Source organism: Planococcus versutus (assembly GCF_001186155.3).
Classification (GTDB): domain Bacteria; phylum Bacillota; class Bacilli; order Bacillales_A; family Planococcaceae; genus Planococcus; species Planococcus versutus.
On record NZ_CP016540.2, the window covers coordinates 1,857,989 to 1,879,936 of the forward strand.

General features: G+C 37.3%; 27 protein-coding genes. 14 read left to right on the forward strand and 13 right to left on the reverse strand.

Annotation, left to right across the window (positions count from 1 at the left end; genetic code table 11):
- Nucleotides 1–36: 36 nt before the first annotated feature.
- On the reverse strand, nt 37–1,938 hold the full coding sequence (locus I858_RS09620) for a heavy metal translocating P-type ATPase (RefSeq protein ID WP_065524564.1): 1,902 nt from the start codon (nt 1,936–1,938) through the stop codon (nt 37–39).
- 260 nt (nt 1,939–2,198) lie between these two features.
- Here I858_RS09620 and I858_RS09625 point away from each other — a divergent pair, with 260 nt between their 5' ends.
- The 4 genes from I858_RS09625 (at nt 2,199) to I858_RS09640 (ending at nt 3,682) form a co-directional block, all read left to right on the forward strand.
- Nucleotides 2,199–2,408 carry a heavy-metal-associated domain-containing protein gene (locus I858_RS09625; RefSeq protein WP_065524563.1) on the forward strand — a complete coding sequence of 70 codons (210 nt, stop codon included), beginning with the start codon at nt 2,199–2,201 and terminating at the stop codon, nt 2,406–2,408.
- A 170-nt stretch (nt 2,409–2,578) separates the two neighbouring features.
- Nucleotides 2,579–3,058, forward strand: a complete 480-nt coding sequence (locus tag I858_RS09630; protein ID WP_065524562.1) for a flavodoxin domain-containing protein — start codon at nt 2,579–2,581, stop codon at nt 3,056–3,058.
- Nucleotides 3,059–3,081: 23 nt separating this feature from the next.
- Nucleotides 3,082–3,264: a hypothetical protein gene (locus tag I858_RS09635; RefSeq protein WP_065524561.1), complete on the forward strand. Its 183-nt coding sequence runs from the start codon at nt 3,082–3,084 to the stop codon at nt 3,262–3,264.
- Nucleotide 3,265: 1 nt separating this feature from the next.
- A complete protein-coding gene (locus tag I858_RS09640) occupies nt 3,266–3,682 on the forward strand; it encodes a hypothetical protein (protein WP_065524560.1) in 417 nt (138 codons plus the stop codon).
- A gap of 12 nt (nt 3,683–3,694) precedes the next feature.
- On the opposite strand, the gene I858_RS09645 is transcribed toward I858_RS09640, so the two are convergent.
- Nucleotides 3,695–4,171, reverse strand: coding sequence for an immunoglobulin-like domain-containing protein (locus I858_RS09645; protein ID WP_065524559.1), 477 nt, complete (start codon nt 4,169–4,171; stop codon nt 3,695–3,697).
- Between the two features lie 165 nt (nt 4,172–4,336).
- Between I858_RS09645 and I858_RS09650 the strand changes: the two genes are divergently transcribed.
- The 3 genes from I858_RS09650 (at nt 4,337) to I858_RS09660 (ending at nt 6,935) form a co-directional block, all read left to right on the forward strand.
- Nucleotides 4,337–4,915 carry a TetR/AcrR family transcriptional regulator gene (locus tag I858_RS09650; protein WP_065524558.1) on the forward strand — a complete coding sequence of 193 codons (579 nt, stop codon included), beginning with the start codon at nt 4,337–4,339 and terminating at the stop codon, nt 4,913–4,915.
- 107 nt (nt 4,916–5,022) lie between these two features.
- Entirely contained in the window at nt 5,023–6,204 is a 1,182-nt protein-coding gene (locus I858_RS09655) for an MFS transporter (RefSeq protein WP_065524557.1), read from the forward strand.
- Nucleotides 6,205–6,413: 209 nt separating this feature from the next.
- Nucleotides 6,414–6,935, forward strand: a complete 522-nt coding sequence (locus I858_RS09660; protein ID WP_065524556.1) for a GNAT family N-acetyltransferase — start codon at nt 6,414–6,416, stop codon at nt 6,933–6,935.
- Between the two features lie 272 nt (nt 6,936–7,207).
- Here I858_RS09660 and I858_RS09665 read toward each other — a convergent pair whose 3' ends face one another.
- From I858_RS09665 to I858_RS09675, 3 genes are all read right to left on the reverse strand, one after another.
- Complete coding sequence (locus I858_RS09665; protein ID WP_065524555.1) at nt 7,208–7,612, reverse strand: HIT family protein; 405 nt, start codon at nt 7,610–7,612, stop codon at nt 7,208–7,210.
- A 117-nt stretch (nt 7,613–7,729) separates the two neighbouring features.
- Nucleotides 7,730–8,215 (reverse strand): hypothetical protein, encoded by a 486-nt coding sequence (locus I858_RS09670; protein WP_065524554.1) that lies wholly within the window; start codon nt 8,213–8,215, stop codon nt 7,730–7,732.
- Between the two features lie 144 nt (nt 8,216–8,359).
- Complete coding sequence (locus tag I858_RS09675) at nt 8,360–9,745, reverse strand: M1 family metallopeptidase (protein ID WP_065524553.1); 1,386 nt, start codon at nt 9,743–9,745, stop codon at nt 8,360–8,362.
- A gap of 476 nt (nt 9,746–10,221) precedes the next feature.
- Here I858_RS09675 and I858_RS09680 point away from each other — a divergent pair, with 476 nt between their 5' ends.
- The gene (locus I858_RS09680) at nt 10,222–10,428 is read left to right on the forward strand and encodes a helix-turn-helix transcriptional regulator (RefSeq protein WP_065524552.1); all 207 of its coding nucleotides are present in this window, start codon (nt 10,222–10,224) and stop codon (nt 10,426–10,428) included.
- Nucleotides 10,425–11,117: a DUF3169 family protein gene (locus I858_RS09685; protein WP_065524551.1), complete on the forward strand. Its 693-nt coding sequence runs from the start codon at nt 10,425–10,427 to the stop codon at nt 11,115–11,117. The genes I858_RS09680 and I858_RS09685 overlap by 4 nt, the downstream gene beginning before the upstream one ends.
- A gap of 58 nt (nt 11,118–11,175) precedes the next feature.
- On the opposite strand, the gene I858_RS09690 is transcribed toward I858_RS09685, so the two are convergent.
- From I858_RS09690 to sdhB, 4 genes are all read right to left on the reverse strand, one after another.
- Nucleotides 11,176–11,391: a hypothetical protein gene (locus I858_RS09690; protein WP_065524550.1), complete on the reverse strand. Its 216-nt coding sequence runs from the start codon at nt 11,389–11,391 to the stop codon at nt 11,176–11,178.
- A 275-nt stretch (nt 11,392–11,666) separates the two neighbouring features.
- On the reverse strand, nt 11,667–13,127 hold the full coding sequence (gene cls / locus I858_RS09695) for a cardiolipin synthase (RefSeq protein WP_338046090.1): 1,461 nt from the start codon (nt 13,125–13,127) through the stop codon (nt 11,667–11,669).
- A gap of 281 nt (nt 13,128–13,408) precedes the next feature.
- Nucleotides 13,409–13,723: a cupin domain-containing protein gene (locus tag I858_RS09700; RefSeq protein WP_065524548.1), complete on the reverse strand. Its 315-nt coding sequence runs from the start codon at nt 13,721–13,723 to the stop codon at nt 13,409–13,411.
- A gap of 34 nt (nt 13,724–13,757) precedes the next feature.
- Nucleotides 13,758–14,528 (reverse strand): succinate dehydrogenase iron-sulfur subunit, encoded by a 771-nt coding sequence (gene sdhB / locus I858_RS09705; RefSeq protein ID WP_065524547.1) that lies wholly within the window; start codon nt 14,526–14,528, stop codon nt 13,758–13,760.
- 194 nt (nt 14,529–14,722) lie between these two features.
- On the opposite strand from sdhB, the gene I858_RS09710 reads away from it, so the two are divergent.
- On the forward strand, nt 14,723–14,914 hold the full coding sequence (locus I858_RS09710) for a hypothetical protein (protein ID WP_065524546.1): 192 nt from the start codon (nt 14,723–14,725) through the stop codon (nt 14,912–14,914).
- A 159-nt stretch (nt 14,915–15,073) separates the two neighbouring features.
- Nucleotides 15,074–15,250: an RtcB family protein gene (locus I858_RS17030; RefSeq protein ID WP_157886514.1), complete on the forward strand. Its 177-nt coding sequence runs from the start codon at nt 15,074–15,076 to the stop codon at nt 15,248–15,250.
- A gap of 62 nt (nt 15,251–15,312) precedes the next feature.
- Here I858_RS17030 and I858_RS09715 read toward each other — a convergent pair whose 3' ends face one another.
- The 3 genes from I858_RS09715 to I858_RS09725 are packed head-to-tail and all read right to left on the reverse strand — an operon-like array spanning nt 15,313 to nt 17,877.
- Nucleotides 15,313–16,251: a metal ABC transporter substrate-binding protein gene (locus tag I858_RS09715; RefSeq protein WP_065524545.1), complete on the reverse strand. Its 939-nt coding sequence runs from the start codon at nt 16,249–16,251 to the stop codon at nt 15,313–15,315.
- Between the two features lie 25 nt (nt 16,252–16,276).
- Entirely contained in the window at nt 16,277–17,134 is an 858-nt protein-coding gene (locus I858_RS09720) for a metal ABC transporter permease (protein WP_065524544.1), read from the reverse strand.
- Nucleotides 17,134–17,877 carry a metal ABC transporter ATP-binding protein gene (locus I858_RS09725; RefSeq protein WP_065524543.1) on the reverse strand — a complete coding sequence of 248 codons (744 nt, stop codon included), beginning with the start codon at nt 17,875–17,877 and terminating at the stop codon, nt 17,134–17,136. The genes I858_RS09720 and I858_RS09725 overlap by 1 nt, the downstream gene beginning before the upstream one ends.
- Before the next feature lie 419 nt (nt 17,878–18,296).
- On the opposite strand from I858_RS09725, the gene I858_RS09730 reads away from it, so the two are divergent.
- The gene (locus I858_RS09730; protein WP_065524542.1) at nt 18,297–18,728 is read left to right on the forward strand and encodes a MarR family winged helix-turn-helix transcriptional regulator; all 432 of its coding nucleotides are present in this window, start codon (nt 18,297–18,299) and stop codon (nt 18,726–18,728) included.
- A 19-nt stretch (nt 18,729–18,747) separates the two neighbouring features.
- The gene (locus I858_RS09735) at nt 18,748–19,548 is read left to right on the forward strand and encodes an SDR family NAD(P)-dependent oxidoreductase (RefSeq protein ID WP_065524541.1); all 801 of its coding nucleotides are present in this window, start codon (nt 18,748–18,750) and stop codon (nt 19,546–19,548) included.
- Between the two features lie 201 nt (nt 19,549–19,749).
- On the opposite strand, the gene I858_RS09740 is transcribed toward I858_RS09735, so the two are convergent.
- Entirely contained in the window at nt 19,750–21,111 is a 1,362-nt protein-coding gene (locus I858_RS09740; RefSeq protein WP_065524540.1) for a copper amine oxidase, read from the reverse strand.
- A gap of 325 nt (nt 21,112–21,436) precedes the next feature.
- On the opposite strand from I858_RS09740, the gene I858_RS09745 reads away from it, so the two are divergent.
- Nucleotides 21,437–21,934, forward strand: a complete 498-nt coding sequence (locus I858_RS09745; protein WP_065524539.1) for a plastocyanin/azurin family copper-binding protein — start codon at nt 21,437–21,439, stop codon at nt 21,932–21,934.
- Nucleotides 21,935–21,948 lie beyond the last annotated feature (14 nt).

The following is a 21,948-nucleotide window of genomic DNA, read 5'->3' on the forward strand; positions in this document are numbered from 1 at the left end:
AAAACCAATTGATGGAAATACCATCAATTGGTTTTTTTATATACCTCCATTAACCGGTTCTAACGATTTGCTCGCTTGCTTTTTTTTCTTGTTAAATCCAAGTAATCTCATTCCATTAAGAATGACGATCAATACACTCGCTTCATGAATAAACATCCCAGATGCTAAATGAATCGATCCCATAAGAACACCTGCTAACAAAACGCCAACAATTCCAACTGCAAAAAATGTATTTTGTTTCATGTTGCGAATTGTCGCTTTGGATAAAGAATAAGCGTGTGAGAACTGCATTAATTTATCAGCCATCAATACAACATCGGCAGTTTCCATTGAAATGTCTGTACCGCCTTCACCCATAGCGAGTCCGATGTCCGCAGTGGCAATTACAGGTGCATCATTAACACCATCTCCTGCCATTGCTACCACATGACCTTGTTGTTTTAGTTTTTTGACATGTGCGACTTTGTCTTCTGGTAACAGTTCCGCATGGAATTCATCCAAACCTAGAGCATGGGCGACCAACTCTGCTGTGTGCTGATTATCACCAGTCAACATGACAATTTTTTTGATGCCATTTGCACGCATCTGAGCGAGTGCAGGTACTGCGTCTTCTCGAATTTGGTCAGCAATCGAGAAGATACCTGCCACTTTTCCATCGATTGCTGCAAATATAGCTGTATTTCCTGCTTTTTCACGTTTGATTGCATAAGCTTCAGCTTCTGATGAAATGTCGATTTGTTCAGTATTCATTAATTTTCGGTTTCCGATGACTAATCGTTTTTCAGCTACTACTGCAGCTAGTCCATTTCCTTTAATGACTTTAACAGATTGTGGTTGTTCGCCTAAAAGGATATCACGGGACTTTGCTTCTTTGACAATGGTTTGGCCAAGGTGATGTTCAGAAGCCATTTCTGCTTGTGCGACTAATTGAAGAAGCTCTTGTTCTGGATATACACCCAAAGCTTTAATGGCTGTTACTTCTGGTTTACCTTTTGTTAATGTGCCTGTTTTGTCAAATACCAAAGTATCCACTTTCGAGAAGCGATCCATCACTTCTCCACCTTTTATTAAGACCCCATTTTTTGCACCATTTCCAATTCCTGCAACACTCGAAACTGGTGCACCTATAATTAATGCTCCTGGACATGCAATAACTAAGAATGTAATCGCTAGATGAAGGTCTCTTGTCAGTACGTAAACCACAACTGACAACGCGACCACTGTTGGTGTGTATACATTGGCAAACTTGTTTAAGAATTTTTCAGTTTTCGACTTTGATTCTTGTGCTTCTTCTACTAACTCAATAATTTTTGCAAATGTCGTATCGTCTCCAACTTTTTCAGCGATGATTTCGATATACCCTGAGTCAATTACGGTACTTCCAAATACTTTGTCACCTAGTTTTTTAGAAGCGGGTACCGACTCTCCGGTAATGGCTGCTTCGTTTAACGATGCATGTCCATTAACGATTCTGCCATCTACTGGTACTTTCCCACCCGTCCGTATAACAACTCGATCTCCTTCAATCACTTCTTCTACTGGGACAGTAACTGTAGTTTCTCCACGAATGAGCGTCGCTTCTTGCGGTGCCATATCCACCAAACCTTTTAAAGAAGATCTAGTTTTTTCCAAGGTACGCACTTCCAAGTAATCCCCGAACAGAAACAAGAATGTAACAACTGCTGATTCTACGTATTCTCCGATAAACAATGCACCAATCACCGCGATGGTTACAAGCATTTCAATACTAAACGCTCTCATTCTCAACGCTTGAAACGCTTTAACAGCAATTGGTATTCCCGCAATAATTGTTACAATTATTAAGATAGATTGGCGAAGATCCTGATAGCCCATCATGTTGACAATGAAGGCAAGAATTAATAAGATTCCAGCACCAAATGTAATTGTTTTTTTATTTTTGTGAATAAACGCAAACATCTTGTCATCTCCTCTTTTCGTTTTCTTGTTTCTATTCATCTTGCTTTAAGCTTTTCTTTATACTTCTATCTTAACTGGCTTGTTGTGTTAATAAATTGACCCTCATCAAGTAATTGGTCATTTATCAACAAAAATATCACTTCATAGATTAACAAGTTGATCGAGCGTCCTCTTTCTATGCTAAAAGTTGACGCAGGTCAAGGAAGCTCTCTAGTAGAAGCTTTATACTAAAAGGAGAAACAGAAAGGAGCATGATTCAAATGACTACAGTTAAATTCCAATTAGAGCCGTTGACTTGTCCTTCATGTATAAAAAAAATAGAAGGTAAAGTCGGAAAAATGAATGGTGTGGAACAAGTAAAAGTACTTTTTAACTCGAGTAAAGTAAAAGCCGTTTATGATGAAAATACAGTGTCATCAGACGAGTTAAAAACAGTGATTGAAAAGCTCGGTTATTCGGTTCTTGCATAACGTAACAATCAAAAGCAGCCCGGTAAAGAAAGGACTTACTTTCTTCACTGGGTTTTCATGTCGATATACTGAGTTTTTAAAATCGTCTATTACTTGATGCTCGTCAAGTTTTTAATTATCTTTTTCTACTAAACCAAAGTAAAAATAAGTCAAAGTCAGGAGGAATTGTCATGATACAAGTGCTGATTCTTTATACAAGTTCTACTGGAAACACAGAGGAAATAGCCGAGTTGCTGAAAAAAGAACTAGATCAAAACGTTTTTAACATAACTTTAGAAGCGCTTGAAATGGGTAATATTGACTCCCATCACTTGCTAGAATATGATGGCATTCTTTTTGGCACTTACACATACGATGATGGTGATTTGCCATTTGAAACCGATATTTTTTGTGACGTCTTGCGAACTGTTAACATGACTGGAAAGGTAGTTGGCGTTTTCGGTTCTGGAGATACCGCGTACAACCAATTTTGTTCTGCAGTCGATTTAATGAAAGTCGAATTTAAACAACAGCATGCAGAAACTATTCAGCATACGGTCAAAATCGATTTGTATCCAGATGAAGAAGAGGATTTTCAGTCTATAAAAAAATTAGCAACCGAATTTCAGCAAACAGCTTTGAATGCATTCACTACAAAAAAAGTCGAATAAAATAAAGAAAGGAAGAACGAACTATGGGAAAGAAAAAAATAATTGATTTTGAAAGCCTTCATGAAATAGACCGTATGATCGACGAAGGATTAAGTGGTGGCACGATAAATCCCGCTTATACAGAAGCTCATTTAAAACTAAAAGCTAAATATCAAAATGTGCTACTAAATCGATCTGACAAATTAGAAAAAACAGGAGATGAGTAACATGACTGCCATTCAACTCGTTTCACTTCTTTCTACCGATTTTTCTTTTACTACCTTATTGAATGACCATAATGCGATTTTCATTGTCGGGCTGTTGATTCTTTTTCTTTCTATAGTTTTACGTGCATTTAAAATTAGTATCATCGAGTTGTTACTGCTGTCACTTTTCTTTGTAATTCTTGAAACCTTTTCAAATCCTCTTTATCTAGTACTAGTTGTCTTGCAAGTAATGCTTGGCGTTTGGATGATTTGGAAAATCAAAATTGCTATTGATACAACCTTTTACCGACAGTCTGAAAAAACACTTAAAAGACCACGTGATATTACCAGCGGGGCAACCCTGGAACTGGTCATTTATTATATTGAAAACATATTAATTACATCAAAAACGTCTATCCCTAGCCTTAACTGGCTATGAATAGACGTTTTTTTAATCGACACTGAATGGAACCGCAATGGATATTTCATAATAAGGCTGTTGCTGTGCTAGAAACGTTTTTACCAATCGATATTCTCCTGGAGCTAATTCAATTCCTAGATCTTCTATAGAAAAATGCATATCGACTTTTTCTCCAGCTGCTAATACATGTCCAAAATCATTTAACTGTGGATTATTAATAAAAACAGCATCTGAATGTGTCAAAATATACCATTTTCCTTCTTTATTTATTTCGATATAAAAATAATCACCAAATCCATAGTCTCGTATGCTGTCATTTGTAATTGTGGTCGCGATAACTAGCGGTGATTCAGTGTAGTTATCTTTTTCCAAAACGAGTGACAGTCCTTCTTTAGTTGAAAGTAGTTGTTGCTCTGGCGATGGTTCGCTTAACGACGACATCGGTGATGCGGTGTTACAAGAAGCAAGAACAAATGCACTTATTACTAATGCAATCATTTTCAACATGGCTTTCACCTCCCCACTTCATCATAGATCATCAATAATTTCTCTACCTTGATGCTCGTCATTTTTTCAATAAAATCTTACTAATTAATTGGATAAGAAGAAACGATTGACAAATAAAACCACACATGAGAATATAACCTAACGACCGTTAGGAAGGTGATTAACATGAAAGCTGATTTAATTTTACAAACAGCGATTAGCCATTTTGCCAAAGAAGGGTTTGAAGGTGCTTCTCTCAGTAAAATTGCTGAAGAAGTCGGAATAAAGAAACCGTCTATTTACGCACATTATAAATCGAAAGATGATTTGTTTCTATCCGCTCTTCACTATTCGCTCTATACGCAAAAAGCACAGTTAGCGAGTTATTTTAATTCCATGAGAAATGAACCACTGGAAAATCTTCTTTTCGGTTACTTCGGATGGTTTGCAAAAGAAAGCCAAGACAACGAACAGATGAAGTTTATTTTGCGCGTTGCTTATTTTCCGCCACTTAAACTTGAAAAAGAAGTTGGAGGATTATTCAATCCTTTTTTTGATAGCTTGCATCAACATTTAACGCGCTTGTTACGAGAACGTCATCGACAAGAAAAAGTATTATACTCTGAGGATTTCTCAAGTGCGGCTTTAGCGTATTTGACGATTACTGAAGGCACGATGACGGAACTTGTTTATACCGGTATCGAAAAATATCAAGAACGTCTTCAAGCGGTTTGGCCCATTTTTTGGCGTGGCTTAACTAACTAAATTTTACTAAAAGAAAAACAGCGGACTTGCTCGTCCGAGTTATTTCCTTTTATTTTTTAAAATTGAGTTTTACTCGACAGGCACGATGACCAAAAGGAGATCGCTAGATGAAAACAAATAAATTAGTCTTATCAACATTGTTACTCAATCTATTTATCGCATTTTTAGGAATTGGACTTGTTATTCCAGTTACGCCTACCATCATGAATGAACTAAGCATTTCTGGAACCGTTGTAGGCTATATGGTTTCTGCTTTCGCATTAGCTCAACTCATTGTTTCACCAATAGCTGGACGATGGGTAGACAATATTGGACGTAAACCGATGATCATTATCGGACTGCTCATTTTTAGTATTTCGGAATTTTTATTTGGTATCGGTCAAACAGTTGAAGTGCTATTTGCTTCACGTATACTTGGTGGTATTAGTGCTGCATTTATCATGCCTGCAGTTACAGCTTACATTGCCGATATCACAACAACCAGTTCGCGTCCGAAAGCATTAGGTTATATGTCTGCTGCCATTTCGACTGGATTTATTATTGGACCTGGCATCGGTGGATTTTTAGCCGATATTAGTACACGACTTCCGTTTTTCTTTGCCGCCGGCTTTGGTTTGTTTGCGACGATTTTATCGCTTATCACATTGACTGAGCCTAACCGTAGCTATGAAGTCGAGGAAAAGCATCAGCCATTGCCTAAATCCGGCTTTAAACGCATTTTTTCTCCGATGTATTCGATTGCCTTTATGGTTATCTTTATTTCATCATTTGGTCTCGCTGCTTTCGAGTCGTTATTTGCATTATTTGTAGATCATAAATTCGGCTTTACGGCAAAAGACATCGCTGTGATTATTTCACTTGGCGCTATCGTTGGTGTGATTTTCCAAGTGGGACTGTTTGATAAACTAACACGTTGGTTTGGCGAAATTCGATTGATTCGTTACAGTCTTCTAGTGTCAACCAGTCTAGTTATGGTAATGACATTTGTTTCGAGTTATTGGTCGATTTTGCTAGTGACCATGCTAGTATTTGTCGGCTTTGACTTGATGCGACCAGCTGTCACTACTTATCTTTCGCGAATTGCCGGAAATGAACAAGGTTTTGCCGGTGGCATGAATTCAATGTTTACGAGTCTTGGGAATATCTTTGGCCCAATTGTCGGAGGGATTTTGTTCGATATAGATTTAAATTATCCCTTCTATTTCGCCACAATCGTTTTAGGAGCCGGGATCGCGTTGACGTATTTATGGAAACGCCCTGCTTTTTCCGAACCAAAACGTCAAGAATAGTTTTCAGTTTTCCTTTATGAGAAAATACGCAGTTCGCGTTTTCTTATAAGGGATTTTTTAGTAGCTTGCGGAATGTGTGTGGTTGTTTGCACATGATCGACATTTGTTTGCGGGTTGTAACAGTTTGTTTGCGCGAAACTGACAGTTTTTTTCAAATCTGCTTATTCCCAATATTTAAGCTATTCTTTTCTTTAGATTGGAGTGAGCTAATGAAGATTAGAAAAGCGACCAAACAAGATGCATCGGGAATAGCGAAAGTTCACGTCGATAGTTGGAAAACTACCTACAAAGCCATTTTACCAAACGAATTTCTTTCTAGCCTATCTTATGAAAAACGGACAACTCTTTGGAAAAACAATCTTGATGACAAAACCAATTACATTGTGGTTTCAGAAACTGACGATGGACTCATCACCGGCTTTGGCACGGCTTCGAAAAGACCTACTAATATGGTAGCCAACTGTGGGGATTTAACTTCGATTTATTTGCTCGAAGATTATCACGGCCAAGGCATTGGAAAACTCCTAATGAAAGAATTGTTTCTTCATTTTAAAAAGCTAAATTATGAAACAGTCTTTGTCGAAGTTCTTGAAGACAATAAAACACGGTTTTTCTACGAGTATTACGGAGCCAAATTGATTCAAACTGAACAACTTAAATTCGCCGAAAACATAGTTAATGAATTGATTTACGAATGGGGAAATATTGATGAAGTTCTGAAAAAGCTATGAGTACTCTATACAACAACCGTCCTTTATTAGAGGACGGTTGTTGTAGTTCATGCTAAATTTTCTATCAATTTTTCAGTCTCTTTCTTATATCAACTCAAATATTTCGAATTTAAAACCGCAAATGAATACATAATTCCAGCGAGTGATGCTATTGTTAATTTCAACGATATAAGGGTTTATTTGCGCAATACACTCGATTGCTTGCGGAAACTAATCCGTTGTTTGTGCGTTATCGACATTTGTTTGTGGGAACCCGAACTTTGTTGCAACACTTATTTTTTCACCCGCTTGTTTTCCGGTTGCTTCAACCAATGGCGCAGTCCCTTACCTGCTAAAGGTTCATCTAGGTAGCGCGGAATTACGTGAAGGTGGCTGTGCTGAATCGACTGATTCGAAGCCTCGCCCACATTCCACCCAAGTGTATAGCCATCTGGAGAACAGCTTTGATTTAAGTATTCTTTCGCTTTTTGCAGCAATTCATATGTATCATTCCATTTGTCTTTGGTTAAATCAAAAGTTGTTGCCCGGTGTAGTTTCGGCACGATCACTCCACTACCTTCTAGAACATCTTGTTGCTTTTCATGTTGGAGAAAATAACAGCTTTTATTTTCAATTACGATTTTTTGATTGTTGTCTTTTGACGGGTTACAAAAAGGACAATTAGTTTTATAAGACATGCTTGTTCTCCCCTTTTATCTAATTTGGTGAAGTGACGAATGACAGTAGCAACTCCAAGTCTTCTGGATATCCATTCCACAGATACGATAAATCTAGTTTCTTCTTTTACTTCTCTATTACACGCTTGTTCCGCGGTTTCTTTCAAGACTCCACACCGCTCCCACTACAAAACAGATCGCAACGACTCCCAAAAATGTGAATGGATTAAAAAATATATCGTTTGAAAATACGTTCAGCAACGCAAATTCTGCTGGATTGCTATATTCATCTTTTGTATCCACTATATAAGTACGGAATTTACCTGCCGCTCGAATTGTCCACAGAGCTGTGCATATTGCATAAATCAAACTTAACGATATCACAATAATTGTCTTTTTATGGCCAAGCCATTTGTTTGCTATTCGCATCGATAACTCAATCGTGCCGTATAAAAAATAAAATATAAATGGCATAAGAACTACAGGAAAAAACAAAGCTGGATTGCCATTTCCACCTCGGTAATCCGTATTAAGAAGCGGAGCAGTTAAATCATTCATTACGTAAAAAACAGCGATTGTAACCATAAAGGACAATCCATATAAGACCATTACTATTTTATTCACAGTAACTCCTCCTGGCGAAATCAAGTGAAAAACTATATCGTTATATTCTCTATTCCCTAGGAAAACCCTTTAAAATGTTACCGACAACAAAAATGCATAAAAAAAGAAGCCATAAATTTAGCTTCTTCTCCTCTCATCGCTCGATTATCTTAGCCAACTGTCTAAAAACTTACTCTGGTCTCCTTCAAAATAGGCTTCAAAAAATGTTTTGAATTGCATGGTATTTACCTGCTGGAATTGGAACTCTTCGTAATAAGCGGATAAAAACGCGAGTGCTTCATCTCTGCCACCGTTGTCATCAAAATATTCTTTTAGCACCATTGGAACTTTGCCATAGATTGTAGAATAATACGTTTCTTCACTAAATTGATCAAGTGGCAAATTGACATATTTTTCAGGTCGGTAATACTGTTCTGCAGAAGACGCTCCCCAAAAACCATATTCATCATCGTCGTACCGATCACTAATAAACAAAGAACTGCTGAACTCTGTCAATCCCTCGTCTAGCCACGACTCGTAATACGGGTCATTCGTTACAATGTAATAAAACCATTGATGCACAATTTCATGAACCAAAACTGATTCTTGCGATGCTTCGTCTGCTGCCACTTCAATGATATTTGGATATTCCATATAGCCATCGTTTCCGATTATGTCCAGCTCATTAAAAGGATTGTTTCCAATGGTTTCTTCAAAATAAATGTACGCGTCTTTCGCGAGCTGCGAAGTTCCCTCCATCATATTTTCTGAAGCCGGTGTGAAAACACGAAGCGCGGTATCGTTGGCTTGGACGATTTCAGCATCCCATTCGGCAGGATCAAGAATCGCCATGTAAAAATCTTTAATGTTTTCACCTTTTACCAAACCTTTGGCTGTAGGTTTGATCTCCCCATCATCTGCAGAAGTAGCAACTAAATATTCTTTAGGTAGTTCATAACTTACTGTAAAATCGCCATAATCCGTATTGTAAGATTCTCCATTTGCGTTGTAATCTTCGATGTTCCAGCCCTCACGGTATTGACCGAGCATGGGATACCAATGCGCCAAATAGAAGTTATCGTCAACTTGAGACAATCGCATGCCCGATACAGGCAATGTCAGAGAATAGTCGATGGTAACGTTTGCTACATTTTTTGTTTCTAAAGCCCCTTTTAACGCAACCAATAACTCATTATTGTCTAAGGAATACGCAGTCTCTTGTCCGTCTACCGAAACGGCAGATACCGTAACGATGGCTTCATCATCTTCATAAGTGTCTGTTTCTTCTGCGTTCATTGCATTTGGGATTAAATAAAATCCGATGTCCGACCAAGTATCTGGTGAATCGTTTGTAACTGCAATGGAAGCTGTAACTTGAAAGACATTTTTCTCAGTCATGTTAAACGTTAACTCATACACCGCATTGGTTGTATCTTGATACGCTTCAGTCATGTTCGTCTGTTGGTTAGGTCGCAAAAAAATGATTGCACCCACAATGCCTATCAAAAGCATACTTAAAACTAGCACAACTCCCCATCTTTTTCCCTTCATGATGCATCTCTCATTTCTACTGTTTGATAAAAAATGATTAAAAATCCCACACGTCAAAAATAGCATACAAGCCACATACACCAGGAATCCCAAAAAGGAGTGTCAGTATATATGTACGACCGGGTAATTATTTCCACTCAAAATAAGCACCACATAGATAAGTGACGATATCAAATAACCCGCTACAGCTTGAATCATCGCGCCCCCTTTAATACATTTGTTTAAATCTCGACTTGTAAATGAAAAAAGCTTTTTATAAAATGATACGAATAGCTACTTACATTAAAGAAAACAATCACTTGTCATGTGACAGGATAAGTTGATTGTACCTTATATAGAAACGCATGAGATAGTAATTTTTTCTCTAATAATTCTTATATTTTATCTATAAAATATAAGAATTATCATTAAATTGACTAATATACTTGTCATTTTGAAACATATCATTTACACTTTAACTATAAAGAGGTGGAATCATGAAAACAAAATTAAAAGAGTTAAGGGCGAGTTTAGGTATAAACCAAACAGAATTAGCAAAACGCGCAAAAATTTCACGTCAAACTGTCAGCTTGATCGAACGTGAAGAATTTATGCCTTCATTGCTCATTGCAACGAAAATTGCGCGCGTTTTTAATAAACCAGTTCAAGAGATTTTTCAATTTGACGAGGAGGAATTAGAATGAAGAAACTGTTTAAAACAAGTGGTCAACTGATTATTGGCGCATTGATTGGATTTTTCGGAATGCTAGTTTTACTTGAAGCTGATTTTCGCATCAATCTATCTGCATATGCATCTATTAGCAATATCGTTCTTCTGACAATCGCAGCATTACTTGCTTTGTTTTCGATTTATCGCTATTTCAGCATTGTGTCTCTTACCAATCAGAAGTTTACGGGCGATGAAGAAGATGCTGCGGAAGGACGCATGTATAGACAGTATTCAGATGCCAGTCTTTGTTCTAACGTTGCCATGTTGGTAAGTTTAGCGTCTTTAAGTGTAACTGCTATAACAGATCAAGTTTTGTGGATGCTTGTGACAGGTATTGCTTTAGTGTTTATCAGCGCCTCACTTTCTTTCTTGCTCCCTAGCCTTATACAAAAAATGTATCCAGAGCGTCAACTTCCCTCTGTTAATGAAAAAAATTACGCTAAAAAATTGCTAGAAGTTTCCGATGATGGAGAAAAATATGTCATGCTTGGTGGTTTATATAAAACCTACCTTACCATGAATTCTCTTTTAGTCGGAGCGATAATCCTACTGTTATTTTACTCGATTGTCTCAGATTCCTCGCAACTTTTCAGTATTTTTACAATTGTCATTATCTTGACGCTCACTAACACACAGTATCAATTCCACGTTCGAAACAAATAAATTCTCCATCAAAAAAAGCACTGATTTCTATTTAAAGAAATCAGTGCTTTTTGATTTTTTACTCGCTATGCGGTACTTTTAATGGTTGGCATACTTCACATTTACGTTGGTTTTTTGTATTGAATTTTGTAAATGTTTTTTCAAAATTATTGCCACATGCACATTTAAATAATAGTTTTTGTGAAAACCCATGATATTCTGTCGACAATAATTTACTGTCTGAATTTTTTTCGACAAATGCTTTAATTTCTTTAATATTCCATCGCTTGTTCATTTTGTTACACCTCCATATTCTCTCGATAAGCGGAGGCTTTTGGCATCCGTCCCGTTGAGGCAAAACCATGTATGCCCTAAGTTCACCATTATAGCATGTGTCTTCTCTATTTATATATTAATCGTCTTTTTCTATTACTGGTGCGTAACTGATATGAAAAGGACTAAAGTGAGCCTTGTGTCAGAATTAAGATCATCCATCAAATAGAGCTCACAACTGTTTTTTGCCACTTTTCACCATTTAAATAACTAAAGTACTCATACTCTCTTCACCACTTACATAATTGGCGAAACTAACTTTGCAATAACTTGTTTTGTATTTTCAATCCTCGACTGCTCATTAAACACCTGTTCCGTCATTTGAACAGATAGTTTTTTATCTTGAAGAAAAATATTCGTCATTTCCAGTGCTGACTGTGGATCATAGACAAAAGCATTCAATTCAAAATTCAATGCGAAACTGCGAATATCCATGTTAGCCGATCCTACAGAATATGCTTCTTGATCAACTATTACTGTTTTTGCATGCAAGAACCCATTGGTGTAGCAAAAAATTTTGACACCATCTTGAAGCAATTCGCGAGCATACGATAACGTAGCCGAGTGAACAAATATGTGATCTGCTTGATTAGGAATCATAATTTGAACGTCAACGCCGCCGAGTGCAGCTGTTTGTAACGCATTCATAATGGATTTGTCAGGAATAAAATACGGTGTTTGGATATAAATAGAATGTCGAGCATGATGAATCATTTTCAAGTAGCCATTCTTAATTTCTTCATGTCTTTCTAAAGGACCGCTCGCAACAATTTGCATCAAAGCGCCTGTTTGATTGATGATTTCGGGAAAGTAATGTTCAGCGTATTCTAGCTGATTACTTTTGGCTGCTTGGTTCCAGTCGATAAAAAAACGATTTTGTAGAGAATGCACGGTCTCTCCTTCAATGCGAAGATGCGTGTCACGCCAGTAGCCAAATTTTATATTTTTTCCTACGTACTCATCCCCCACATTAAAGCCGCCAATATAGCCAATCAAACCATCTACAATAACTAGTTTCCGGTGATTTCGGTGGTTAAACCGTGGATTGATACTAGACAATAATGCTGGCAAAAATGCAGCAGTCTTTCCTCCTGCTGCCTCTAACTCTTTAAAAAAATTTTTCGGAAGACTTTTCGATCCCAAATCATCGTACAGAAATACTATTTCTACACCTTGCTTTGCTTTTTCAGTCAGCAATGTCACTAACCGTTGACCCAACTCATCATTTTTTAAAATAAAATACTGCAAGTGGACATGGTCTGTAGCATGTTGTATATCGTTAAACAAAGCATCGAACTTTTTAGTGCCATCGTTAAGAATTTTAATATCAGACGCTTTCAACAAAGGTGCCTCAGTTCTGGTCAAATTCATTTGGATAAGATCCCACCATTTTTCGGGAATCGTTGTAGTCGGCAAGAAGCGATTGTCTCTCATTTCATTTAGTTGACAATTCATAAGCTCTAAGAAATTTTGATTTTCATAAGCAACTGGCAGATCTAACCGCTCTCGTCTTAACGATTTTCCGAATAACAAGTAAAGAACAAATCCAACTATTGGTATAAAGAAAAGTATCATGATCCAAGCCCATGCAGAAGAAGCAGTTTTTCGTTCAAAAAACAAAATAAAAAATGCCAATACCACATTTAAAACAATAAATATATTACTTAATGTGCTTAACCAGTCGAGTGAGATCTTGATCCCTCCTTAAGTTTTTTACGTTTATTTTATTATTGATAGATACTCTTACTTCTTTGAGTATAACAGTCTCTCTAGTAATTTAAAAAATAAACATGAAGAGTAAAAAGCCATCGCATTTTTCAGCGAATGGCTCTTTTGAGTTTGCTCTTTTTAGTGTTTCATCTATATCCTTATCTACTTCTCACTGATCTTCTGGTGCTACATTGGCAAATAGCATCGCTATTAAATAAAACTTAGTTACTCTATGTTCGGTAAAGCTTTTTTACGAAAAGAGACACCTTCTATTCTTCTGCAAGTACAACATAAACGGTCATCGATGTAGTTCCTGTATTTTCTATACTAATTGTTTGATGAGGATTGCAGTGTATGACGTCTCCCGAATGAATAGTAGACTGTACCTCATCTAAATAACATACACCTTCTCCTTCGACTACAAATACGTATGCATTTTTATGAGGATGTCCGTGTTTAGGTAATGTTTGTCCTGGCAGAAAGTTAAAAACAATGAGTTTGCTTTTATCTTCGTTGAATAAAATATTTTTAGCTAACTTTTTTTCATCATATAATTGAAGGTCTTCCAGTTTTTTTATAGTCATAATTTACGCTCCATTCTTTTTTTGTTTGTTGCATTTATTCAACCATTCGGTCACTACCAAAAAAATTGCGGAACATTTGAACTGTCGTATCACGATTCATCGCTGAAATAGAAGTTGTTAATGGAATTCCTTTCGGACAGCTTTCCACACAGTTTTGAGCCATTCCACAAAGTTGTATACCGCCTGGTCCCATAAGTAAATTTAAACGGACATCTTTATTCATAGCACCTGTTGGATGGGCGTTCATTAAACGGACTTGTGATATAGGTGCCGCGCCAATAAAATCTGATTTGTCATTGACGTTCGGACAGGCTTCTAAACAAACACCACACGTCATACATTTCGATAACTCATATGCCCATTGTCGCTTGCGTTCTGGCATACGGGGCCCTTCTCCTAAATCATGAGTTCCATCTATTGGAATCCAAGCTTTTAATTGCTTCAAAGTATCGAACATTGTACTGCGGTCAACGATTAAATCACGCACGACCGGAAACGTCTTCATTGGCTGCAGTTTTATCGGTTGTTCTAATTGATCAACTAATGCAGTACAGGACTGACGTGCAATGCCATTAATGACCATTGAACAAGCTCCACATACTTCTTCTAGACAATTCATGTCCCATGTAACAGGTGTCGTTTTTTGACCGTCTCTATTTATAGGATTACGTCTAATCTCCATTAAAGCAGAAATCACATTCATATTCATCACATATGGCAATTCGAATTTTTCCCAATACGAATCTTCTTCTGGAGAATTTCTCCGCTCAATTTCAAAAACTACTGTTTTAGCTGCTTCTCCCATAACGCATCAGTCCTTTCTCTATTCATTAGGTGGTGTATAAAGACCACGATGATTAAAATGGCTCAATCTAACCATAGCATAATTTATCAGAAAATTCATAAAATATGCTATACTAAAAGAAACAACTACTACTGTCACTCGATTTTTTTAATTCTATTGCTGCTTATTAGAAAAAAAGAAAGGAGTGGTTAAAAATGAAAAATCAACATTTAACAGCTCTTGAACGTTTTAATGCTATCGACCAAATGATTAATGAAGGATTAGGCAGTGGTTCTATTAATCCTAGCTATACAGAAGCACATTTAAGATTAAAAGAAAAACAAGAAGAGCAATTACGTGCCGCTTTGCAGCAACAGCAACCTCCAGAAGAAATGAATACGATGTAGTTTGTTAGTTGTAACTAACAAAAGAGTACTAACCCGCAATGGATTAGTACTCTTTTTACTCACTGATGAACATCAGCATTTTTTTAAGAAAAGATGAACTGATGTTAATTCTGATTAGTATGCGCGATGGCTCTATCCTTGCTAAAGGAAAAGGCAACAATGAAAAATGTCTATACAACAAGTGTGATGCAAGATCTGATTGATGAATCTCCTTTTGCTTATAAATCCATACAAGAAATTATCACCCATACAAAAGAGACAATTGATGTTCTGTTTATTTTAAAGCCGGTTTATAATTTCAAGACGCCTGAATATCAATCTCAGCAAAGAAAATAATAAAAAGAGCTATCTCCAAAAGTCATATCACATGATCTTTGAGACAGCTCTTTTATTGATAATTAGTCGGTCAATCCTTTAAGAATTGTATCAATATTCCACTTCATCATTTTGATATACGTATCTCCATCTTCTCCTGGCTTACCAATCGAATCAGTAAATACTTTTCCTTTGATAGCCATACCTGTTTCTCTTGCTACGGTTTCCATACTTCGGGCATCGATACTTGTTTCTAAAAACAACCCTTGAATTTGTTGATCATTTATTTTGTCTACAACTTGTGTAATTTGTGCTGGTGTTCCTTGATTTTCTTGATTGATTTCCCAAATGTACGCTGCTTCAAAGTCGTACGCTTTGCTAAAGTACTTAAATGCACCTTCACTCGTTACGAAAATACGTTTTTCTTTTGGTATTTTGCTATATTGTTCAATGGCTTCTTGGTGAAGAGCTTCTAGCTGTTCAAGGTATTCTTTCGCATTTTTTTCGTATTCTTCTTTATGTTCTGGATCTACTTCAATCAACGCATCTCTTGCATTTTCTGTATATTTAATACCGTTTTGAATATCTAACCATGCATGAGGATCTTCTTCTCCTTCTTTTCCTTCAGTTGTCAAAAACATCGGTTCAACACCTTCGCTCATCTTATAAACAGGTGCTGAATCTCCACTTTTACCAGCAGTACTCAATAGTTTTTCAAACCATGAGTTACCTGCTTCTAAATTTAAGCCGTTATAGAAAACTATATCCGCGTCGGTTGTTTTTTGAACGTCGAGTGGTAAGGTTTCGTATTCATGAGGGTTAGATCCAATAGGAGCTAAACTGTGAAGTTCGATCTTGTCACCGCCCACATTTTTGACGATATCATAAAGAATTGAGTACGTGGTTATAACCTGCAACTTATCTTCACTAGTATCTTTTTCACTACTATCGGTGTTTGAACACCCTGCTAAAATGACAAACAAAGTCAAACTCATTATAAAAAACTTACTCCTTTTGCGCATGTATACTCTCCTTTTTTGTTTAAATTTAATTTGCTAATTGTTTTTTTCTCTTCGTACTTATTTTGCGCCATAAAATCCCTTGTTTTGGTGAAAAGAGAAACGCTATCACAAACAAAGTTGTTGCAGCAAGTACAATCGTTGCACCTGATGCCAAATTATAAGTAAAGCTGAAGTACAATCCGATTACAGCTGCACTAGCACCTATTGAAGCTGACAAGAAAATCATTGTTGATAGACGATCTGTCAAAAGATAAGCAGTTGCCGCAGGTGTAATTAGCATAGCAACTACTAATATGATGCCGACCGTTTGAAGTGATGCGACAGTAACCATTGTTAGTAACGTCATTAAAAAATAATGGATCAGTCTTACTGGAAGTCCGTAAACTTGTGCCATTGTTTCATCAAAAGAAGTTACAAGTAATTCTTTATAGAATACATATACAGACACTAATACTATTACCCCGATAGTTAATGTAATCCACATATCTGAAGGTCTTACGGCTAATACGTTTCCAAATAAAATATGATAGAGATCTGTACTACTTTCAAGTACAGTTATAAGAATGACCCCTAAGGCAAATGCAGCAGAAAACACAATACCAATCGATGTGTCTTGTTTAATGCGGCTGTTTTGACTAACAAAACCAATACCGATCGCTGTTAACACGCCTGTAAATACGGCTCCGAAAAAAAAGTTGATGCCAAGTGCGTAAGAAATTGCGACTCCTGGTAATACTGCGTGTGAAATTGCATCGCCCATAAGTGCCATTCCTCTTAAAATAATAAAACACCCAATGACTCCACAAACAACACCTACCATGACGGATGTCAGCAAGGCTTTTTGCAAAAAGTCATATTCAATCAATCCATCAATAAATGCCATTATCCATTCACCCCAACTTCAAATAAAAATGACAATTCACTTTCATAAGCTTGTCGCATAACTTCTGGACGCAATACTTGCTGAGGATTGCCAAACTGAATCACATGCTTGTTCAGCAAGAGCAACTCATCAAAATATTCGTTTGCTTTACTTAAATCATGATGCACAACTACCACTGTTTTGCCTTGATCACGCAAGTCTTTTAACAGCTTAACAATCATTTCTTCACTAGATACGTCAATTCCAACAAATGGTTCGTCTAAAAAGAAAATATCTGCTTTTTGTGCGAGTGCTCTTGCAAGAAATACACGCTGTTGTTGACCTCCCGATAGCTCACCAATTTGACGATTTGAGAACTCTTCCATCCCCACTTTTTTCAAACATTCATAAGCCCATTCTTTGTCTTTTTTCTTTGGACGCTTAAAGATGCCTAAATTCGGATAAGTACCGATTAATACCGCATCAAGAACATGAATTGGAAAATCCCAGTCGTATTGATTTCTTTGTGGGACATAAGCAATTCGTTTCCGATTTTCTTTTAATGTCCCACCGAATATTTCAATACTTCCTTTATCGACTGATACAAGATTTAGTAATGCTTTTAATAGCGTTGATTTGCCCGCACCGTTGGGCCCAATAATTCCTAATACTTTTCCTTGTTCGAGTGTTAAGTCAATTGCTTCAATTGCAGTTCTACCAAAATAAGAGACATGTATATTTTTTATTTTAAGTGCAGGAACCATTTTACTTCCCCTCCGCCATTTATTTTCCGATGTGAAATGTCTTTCCTTCGGGAAACTTTTCTTTAGTTTATACTGTCCCTACATAAATGTAAATAGAAAAGGATATAAAATGGATTATTTATTTTTTCGAAATTCCTTTTTAAAAAATTAAAAATAGCTAGCTACTCTTTTTCAGCTCTACTTAAGAATAATTTCTTACGTTTCATAAGAATTTCAGTAACTAAAAATACACAGCAGTGTTTAAAATTAGTGCCTTAATACTTTTCGGGAAACTACTTTAATGTTAAAGTAGTTTCTGGGAGTTGTTCGTATTTTTAGAAGGAAATCATTCTTTCGTTTTTTTATAGTTGCCTGAGTAAATCTATATGTATATTCCGTACTTCTTAAAAGTAGGAAACTAGAATCGAGGCGTAAACTAATTGGAGACAGAAAATTTATTTAAACTTATTCATACAGTAGAAGCTATTACGAATAAAGCTATTATTATCTGGAATGATAGTTTTCCTTACAATTTGAGCGTTTCTTCTATACTAGTTTTAAGTGAATTAGAGCGAAATGGTCCTCAAAATCAAATGAAACTAGCAAATTTACTCGGCTTTACTGGTGGCGCCTTAACAAATATTGCGACAAAATTAATCAAACTTGAACTTGCTATTCGGACATTCAATGAGCTCGATCGCAGACAAGTACTATTGAAAATCACACCATCAGGAATAAGTTTACTCGAAAAAGCACAAGAATTAGGAAAACGGCAGCATATGGACATGTTCCAAGTATTGGATGAAGATGAAATTGCGCAATACTTATCCATTAACGAAAAGTTGTTAAAAAGCTTAACAACAAAAAAATAATTCTATAGGAGAGATACAGATGAAACGAGTTCAAGAGAAAGTAGCATTAATAACAGGAGGAGCTTCTGGCATTGGCTTTTCAACAGCAAGGCTTTTAGCGAAAGAAGGCGCAAAAGTAGTTATTGCCGACTTTAATACAGAAGGTGCTAAAGAGGCTGCAACTAAAATTCGAGATGAAGGTGGAGAAGCTTCAAGTGTCTTTTTGGATGCGTCGAAAGAAGCTTCTATCAAAGAAGCCGTTGAATTTACTGTAAAACAATATGGAACGCTTACCGTTCTATTTAATAACGTTGGGTTAACAAATCTAAAAAAAGACTTAGATATTGTCCATATGGATTTAGATGAATGGGATCGACTTATGAATGTAAATTTGAAAAGTGTGCTTTTAGGTAGCCGCTTTGCTATTCCGCATATGATCAAAGCAGGTGGTGGGTCAATCATCAATACCGCTTCAATGGCAGGGTTTACAGGAGATGTCGTCCGTTCTGCTTACGGAGCTTCAAAAGCAGCTGTTGTGAACTTAACGAGATACACTGCTACTCAGTATGGTAAAGACAAAATTCGATGTAACGGTATAGCTCCAGGTTTAATCTTAACACCCGCTGCTAAAAGTAACTTATCAACTGAAGTACTGGCGATTTTTGAAAAGTATAATGCACTTCCCTATCATGGCGAAGCGGATGACATCGGTTATACCGCACTTTTCCTTGCTTCTGATGAATCTAAATTTATTACTGGACAAACAATTCAAGTTGAAGGCGGACATTATATTGCAAATCCGACTGCACCTGACTTTAAAGCTTTATCAGAACAAGCTTAGTAGGTCAATTGAAATAAAATAGCGTTGAAGATTATACTTCCAATAATAAATTAGAGAATGAATAATAAATATTGACAAATAAAAACTCTTCCATTTAATTGTAGAAATTTCCTACGCATTAAATGAAAGAGTTTTTTAAAAGTTAAAATAATACTATTCTACTAACTTTAACACTCTATTTAGCTTTTTTGTTCCTTCTACTTACTGCTTACGCGTGCGAACTGCTACTGCTGTAGTCAATGCTGCTAGCATTAAGCCTGCAAGTACCCACATCAATGGGAATGATCCGGTATCGGACATGCCGCCCATGCCTGTTTTCGGCATTTCAGATGGCATTTCTGTTGCGTTAAATTGATCTGGGAATTGATCCACTATCGCTGCAGACAAGCCAGCTGCTGGCATTTGCATATGCGCATACGCCTCGCGAAGTGAACTGTACGCTGCGTCATAATCGCCCGCTACATACGAATCAAATGACGCCAGTAGTTGCCCAACGTGTGCAGTTAAGCCTTCTTCAAGTGCTGCTGCAGGAACGCGTCCTTCCGTTGCTGCGTCTAAGAATGCTGCTTGGTCTACGATATACTGATCAAGCTCTGCACGTGCTTGTTCTTGTCCTTCTTTGTTGCCTTCACCGGTTGCCGTTACGTAATCGACGAAGTAACCAATGTGTGACTTCCATGTTTCTTCAAACTGCATTCCGGCTTCCTCGCCGTAAACAGATCCTACTGCTGCACTTAAGTCATCAGCGTTCGCTAAAAGTGCGCCGGCTGCTTGGTCAAAACTTTCTGCACCGTCAGCACCGTCTTGCATCGCCATAACCGCAAGTCCTGCATGTTCTGTGAACGTTGTGTTCAATGTTGCACGTAGATCAATAGCTGGTGTATCGGCACTTGTGTTGTCAAATTTGTCCGGGAATTGAGTGGTGATCGCAACTGACAAGCTTTCGGCAAACATGCTCATGTGTTGAATCGATTCACGTTCTAATGAATACGCTTTTTCAAAATCACCTGCTACATACGCGTCAAACGCCATGATCAACTGATCGACGTGCATGTCCAAACCTTCTTGAACCGCCGCTGCTGGTAAAAGTCCGCCTGTTGCGGTATCAAAGAATTTCGATTGTTCCACTTTGTATTTTTCTAGTTCCGCTAACGCTTGGTCTTTGCCTTCTTGGTTGTCTTCAGCGGTCGCTGTGACGTAATCGACGAAATAGCCAATGTGCGATTTCCAAATTTCATCAAACTGTGCAGCGCCTTCGTCGCCATAAACCGATCCAACGGCCGCAGACAAGTCGTCAGCGTTCGCTAGTAACGCACCGGCTGCTTGGTCGAAATCTTCAGCGCCATCGACGCCTTTACGCATCGCTTCAACTGCTAAGAACGCATGCTCCGTTAAAGTCGTATCTAGTGCAATGCGCAATTCCGCCGCAGGTGTTGCGGTGCTCATGTCCATTGCAGATTCGCTTGTCGGCGTTGTGCCTCCGTGGCTGTCTGCAAGTGCTGCTGTTGGTACAAGTAATGCTAGGCTAAGGGGTAAGGCTAAAAGTACTTTGTTTAATTTCATCTAAAATCGCTCCCTTTTCTCGTTTTTTTTCGTTATACAGGCATAACGCAAAAGGAATTATTTTAGATCACTTTTTTAAAAATTAATTTAATGCGTTGAATAGATTCAATAAAGAATCTGTAAAGCATTAGCAGATAAGCTCTCAAGTGATTGACAATAAACTAAATCGTTACTTAAGTGAAAAAAAGCAGATTTTCTTTCGATTTATATAGAAGAAGATATTTAGTATATTTTCGTATACGCTTAAACTTTTTTTATTAAAAGTAATCTAATCTCTCTTTGTGCACGTTCTGTAAGCAAGAACTAAAAATGAGGAGGAACTATTATGATTACTAAAAAATTCGGATTTCTTCTTGCCGCATCAATTTTATCATTGGCCGCTTGTGGACAAGAACAAGCATCGGATGATGAAAAGTCTGAACCTGTAACGCAAGAACAAGCGAGTACTGAAGAAGAGCCCACTACTGAAGAAGTAGTAGAAGAAGAGCCAGCGGAAGAAGTGACTGATGAAGAAACAACGGAAGCTGAACCTGCAGAAGAAAGCTCACCTGAGGCGAAAAGTGGAACTGCTTCGGACTTACTGTCAAATGGTGAGATGACTAGCTTTGTATTTAACGAAACTGGCGAGTATTCGATTTTTTGTGAACCACATCCTGTAATGCAAATGACAGTTGTGGTAGATGACAACGCAGATGCAATGGATAGAGTAGCTGTTGATATTGCTGACTATGAATTCGGTGAAGAAACCATCACCGTTGCGCCAGGAACAATTATTACATGGACTAACCAAGATCAAGTTCAACATAATGTCGCATTTGAATAGTATACAATTCCAAA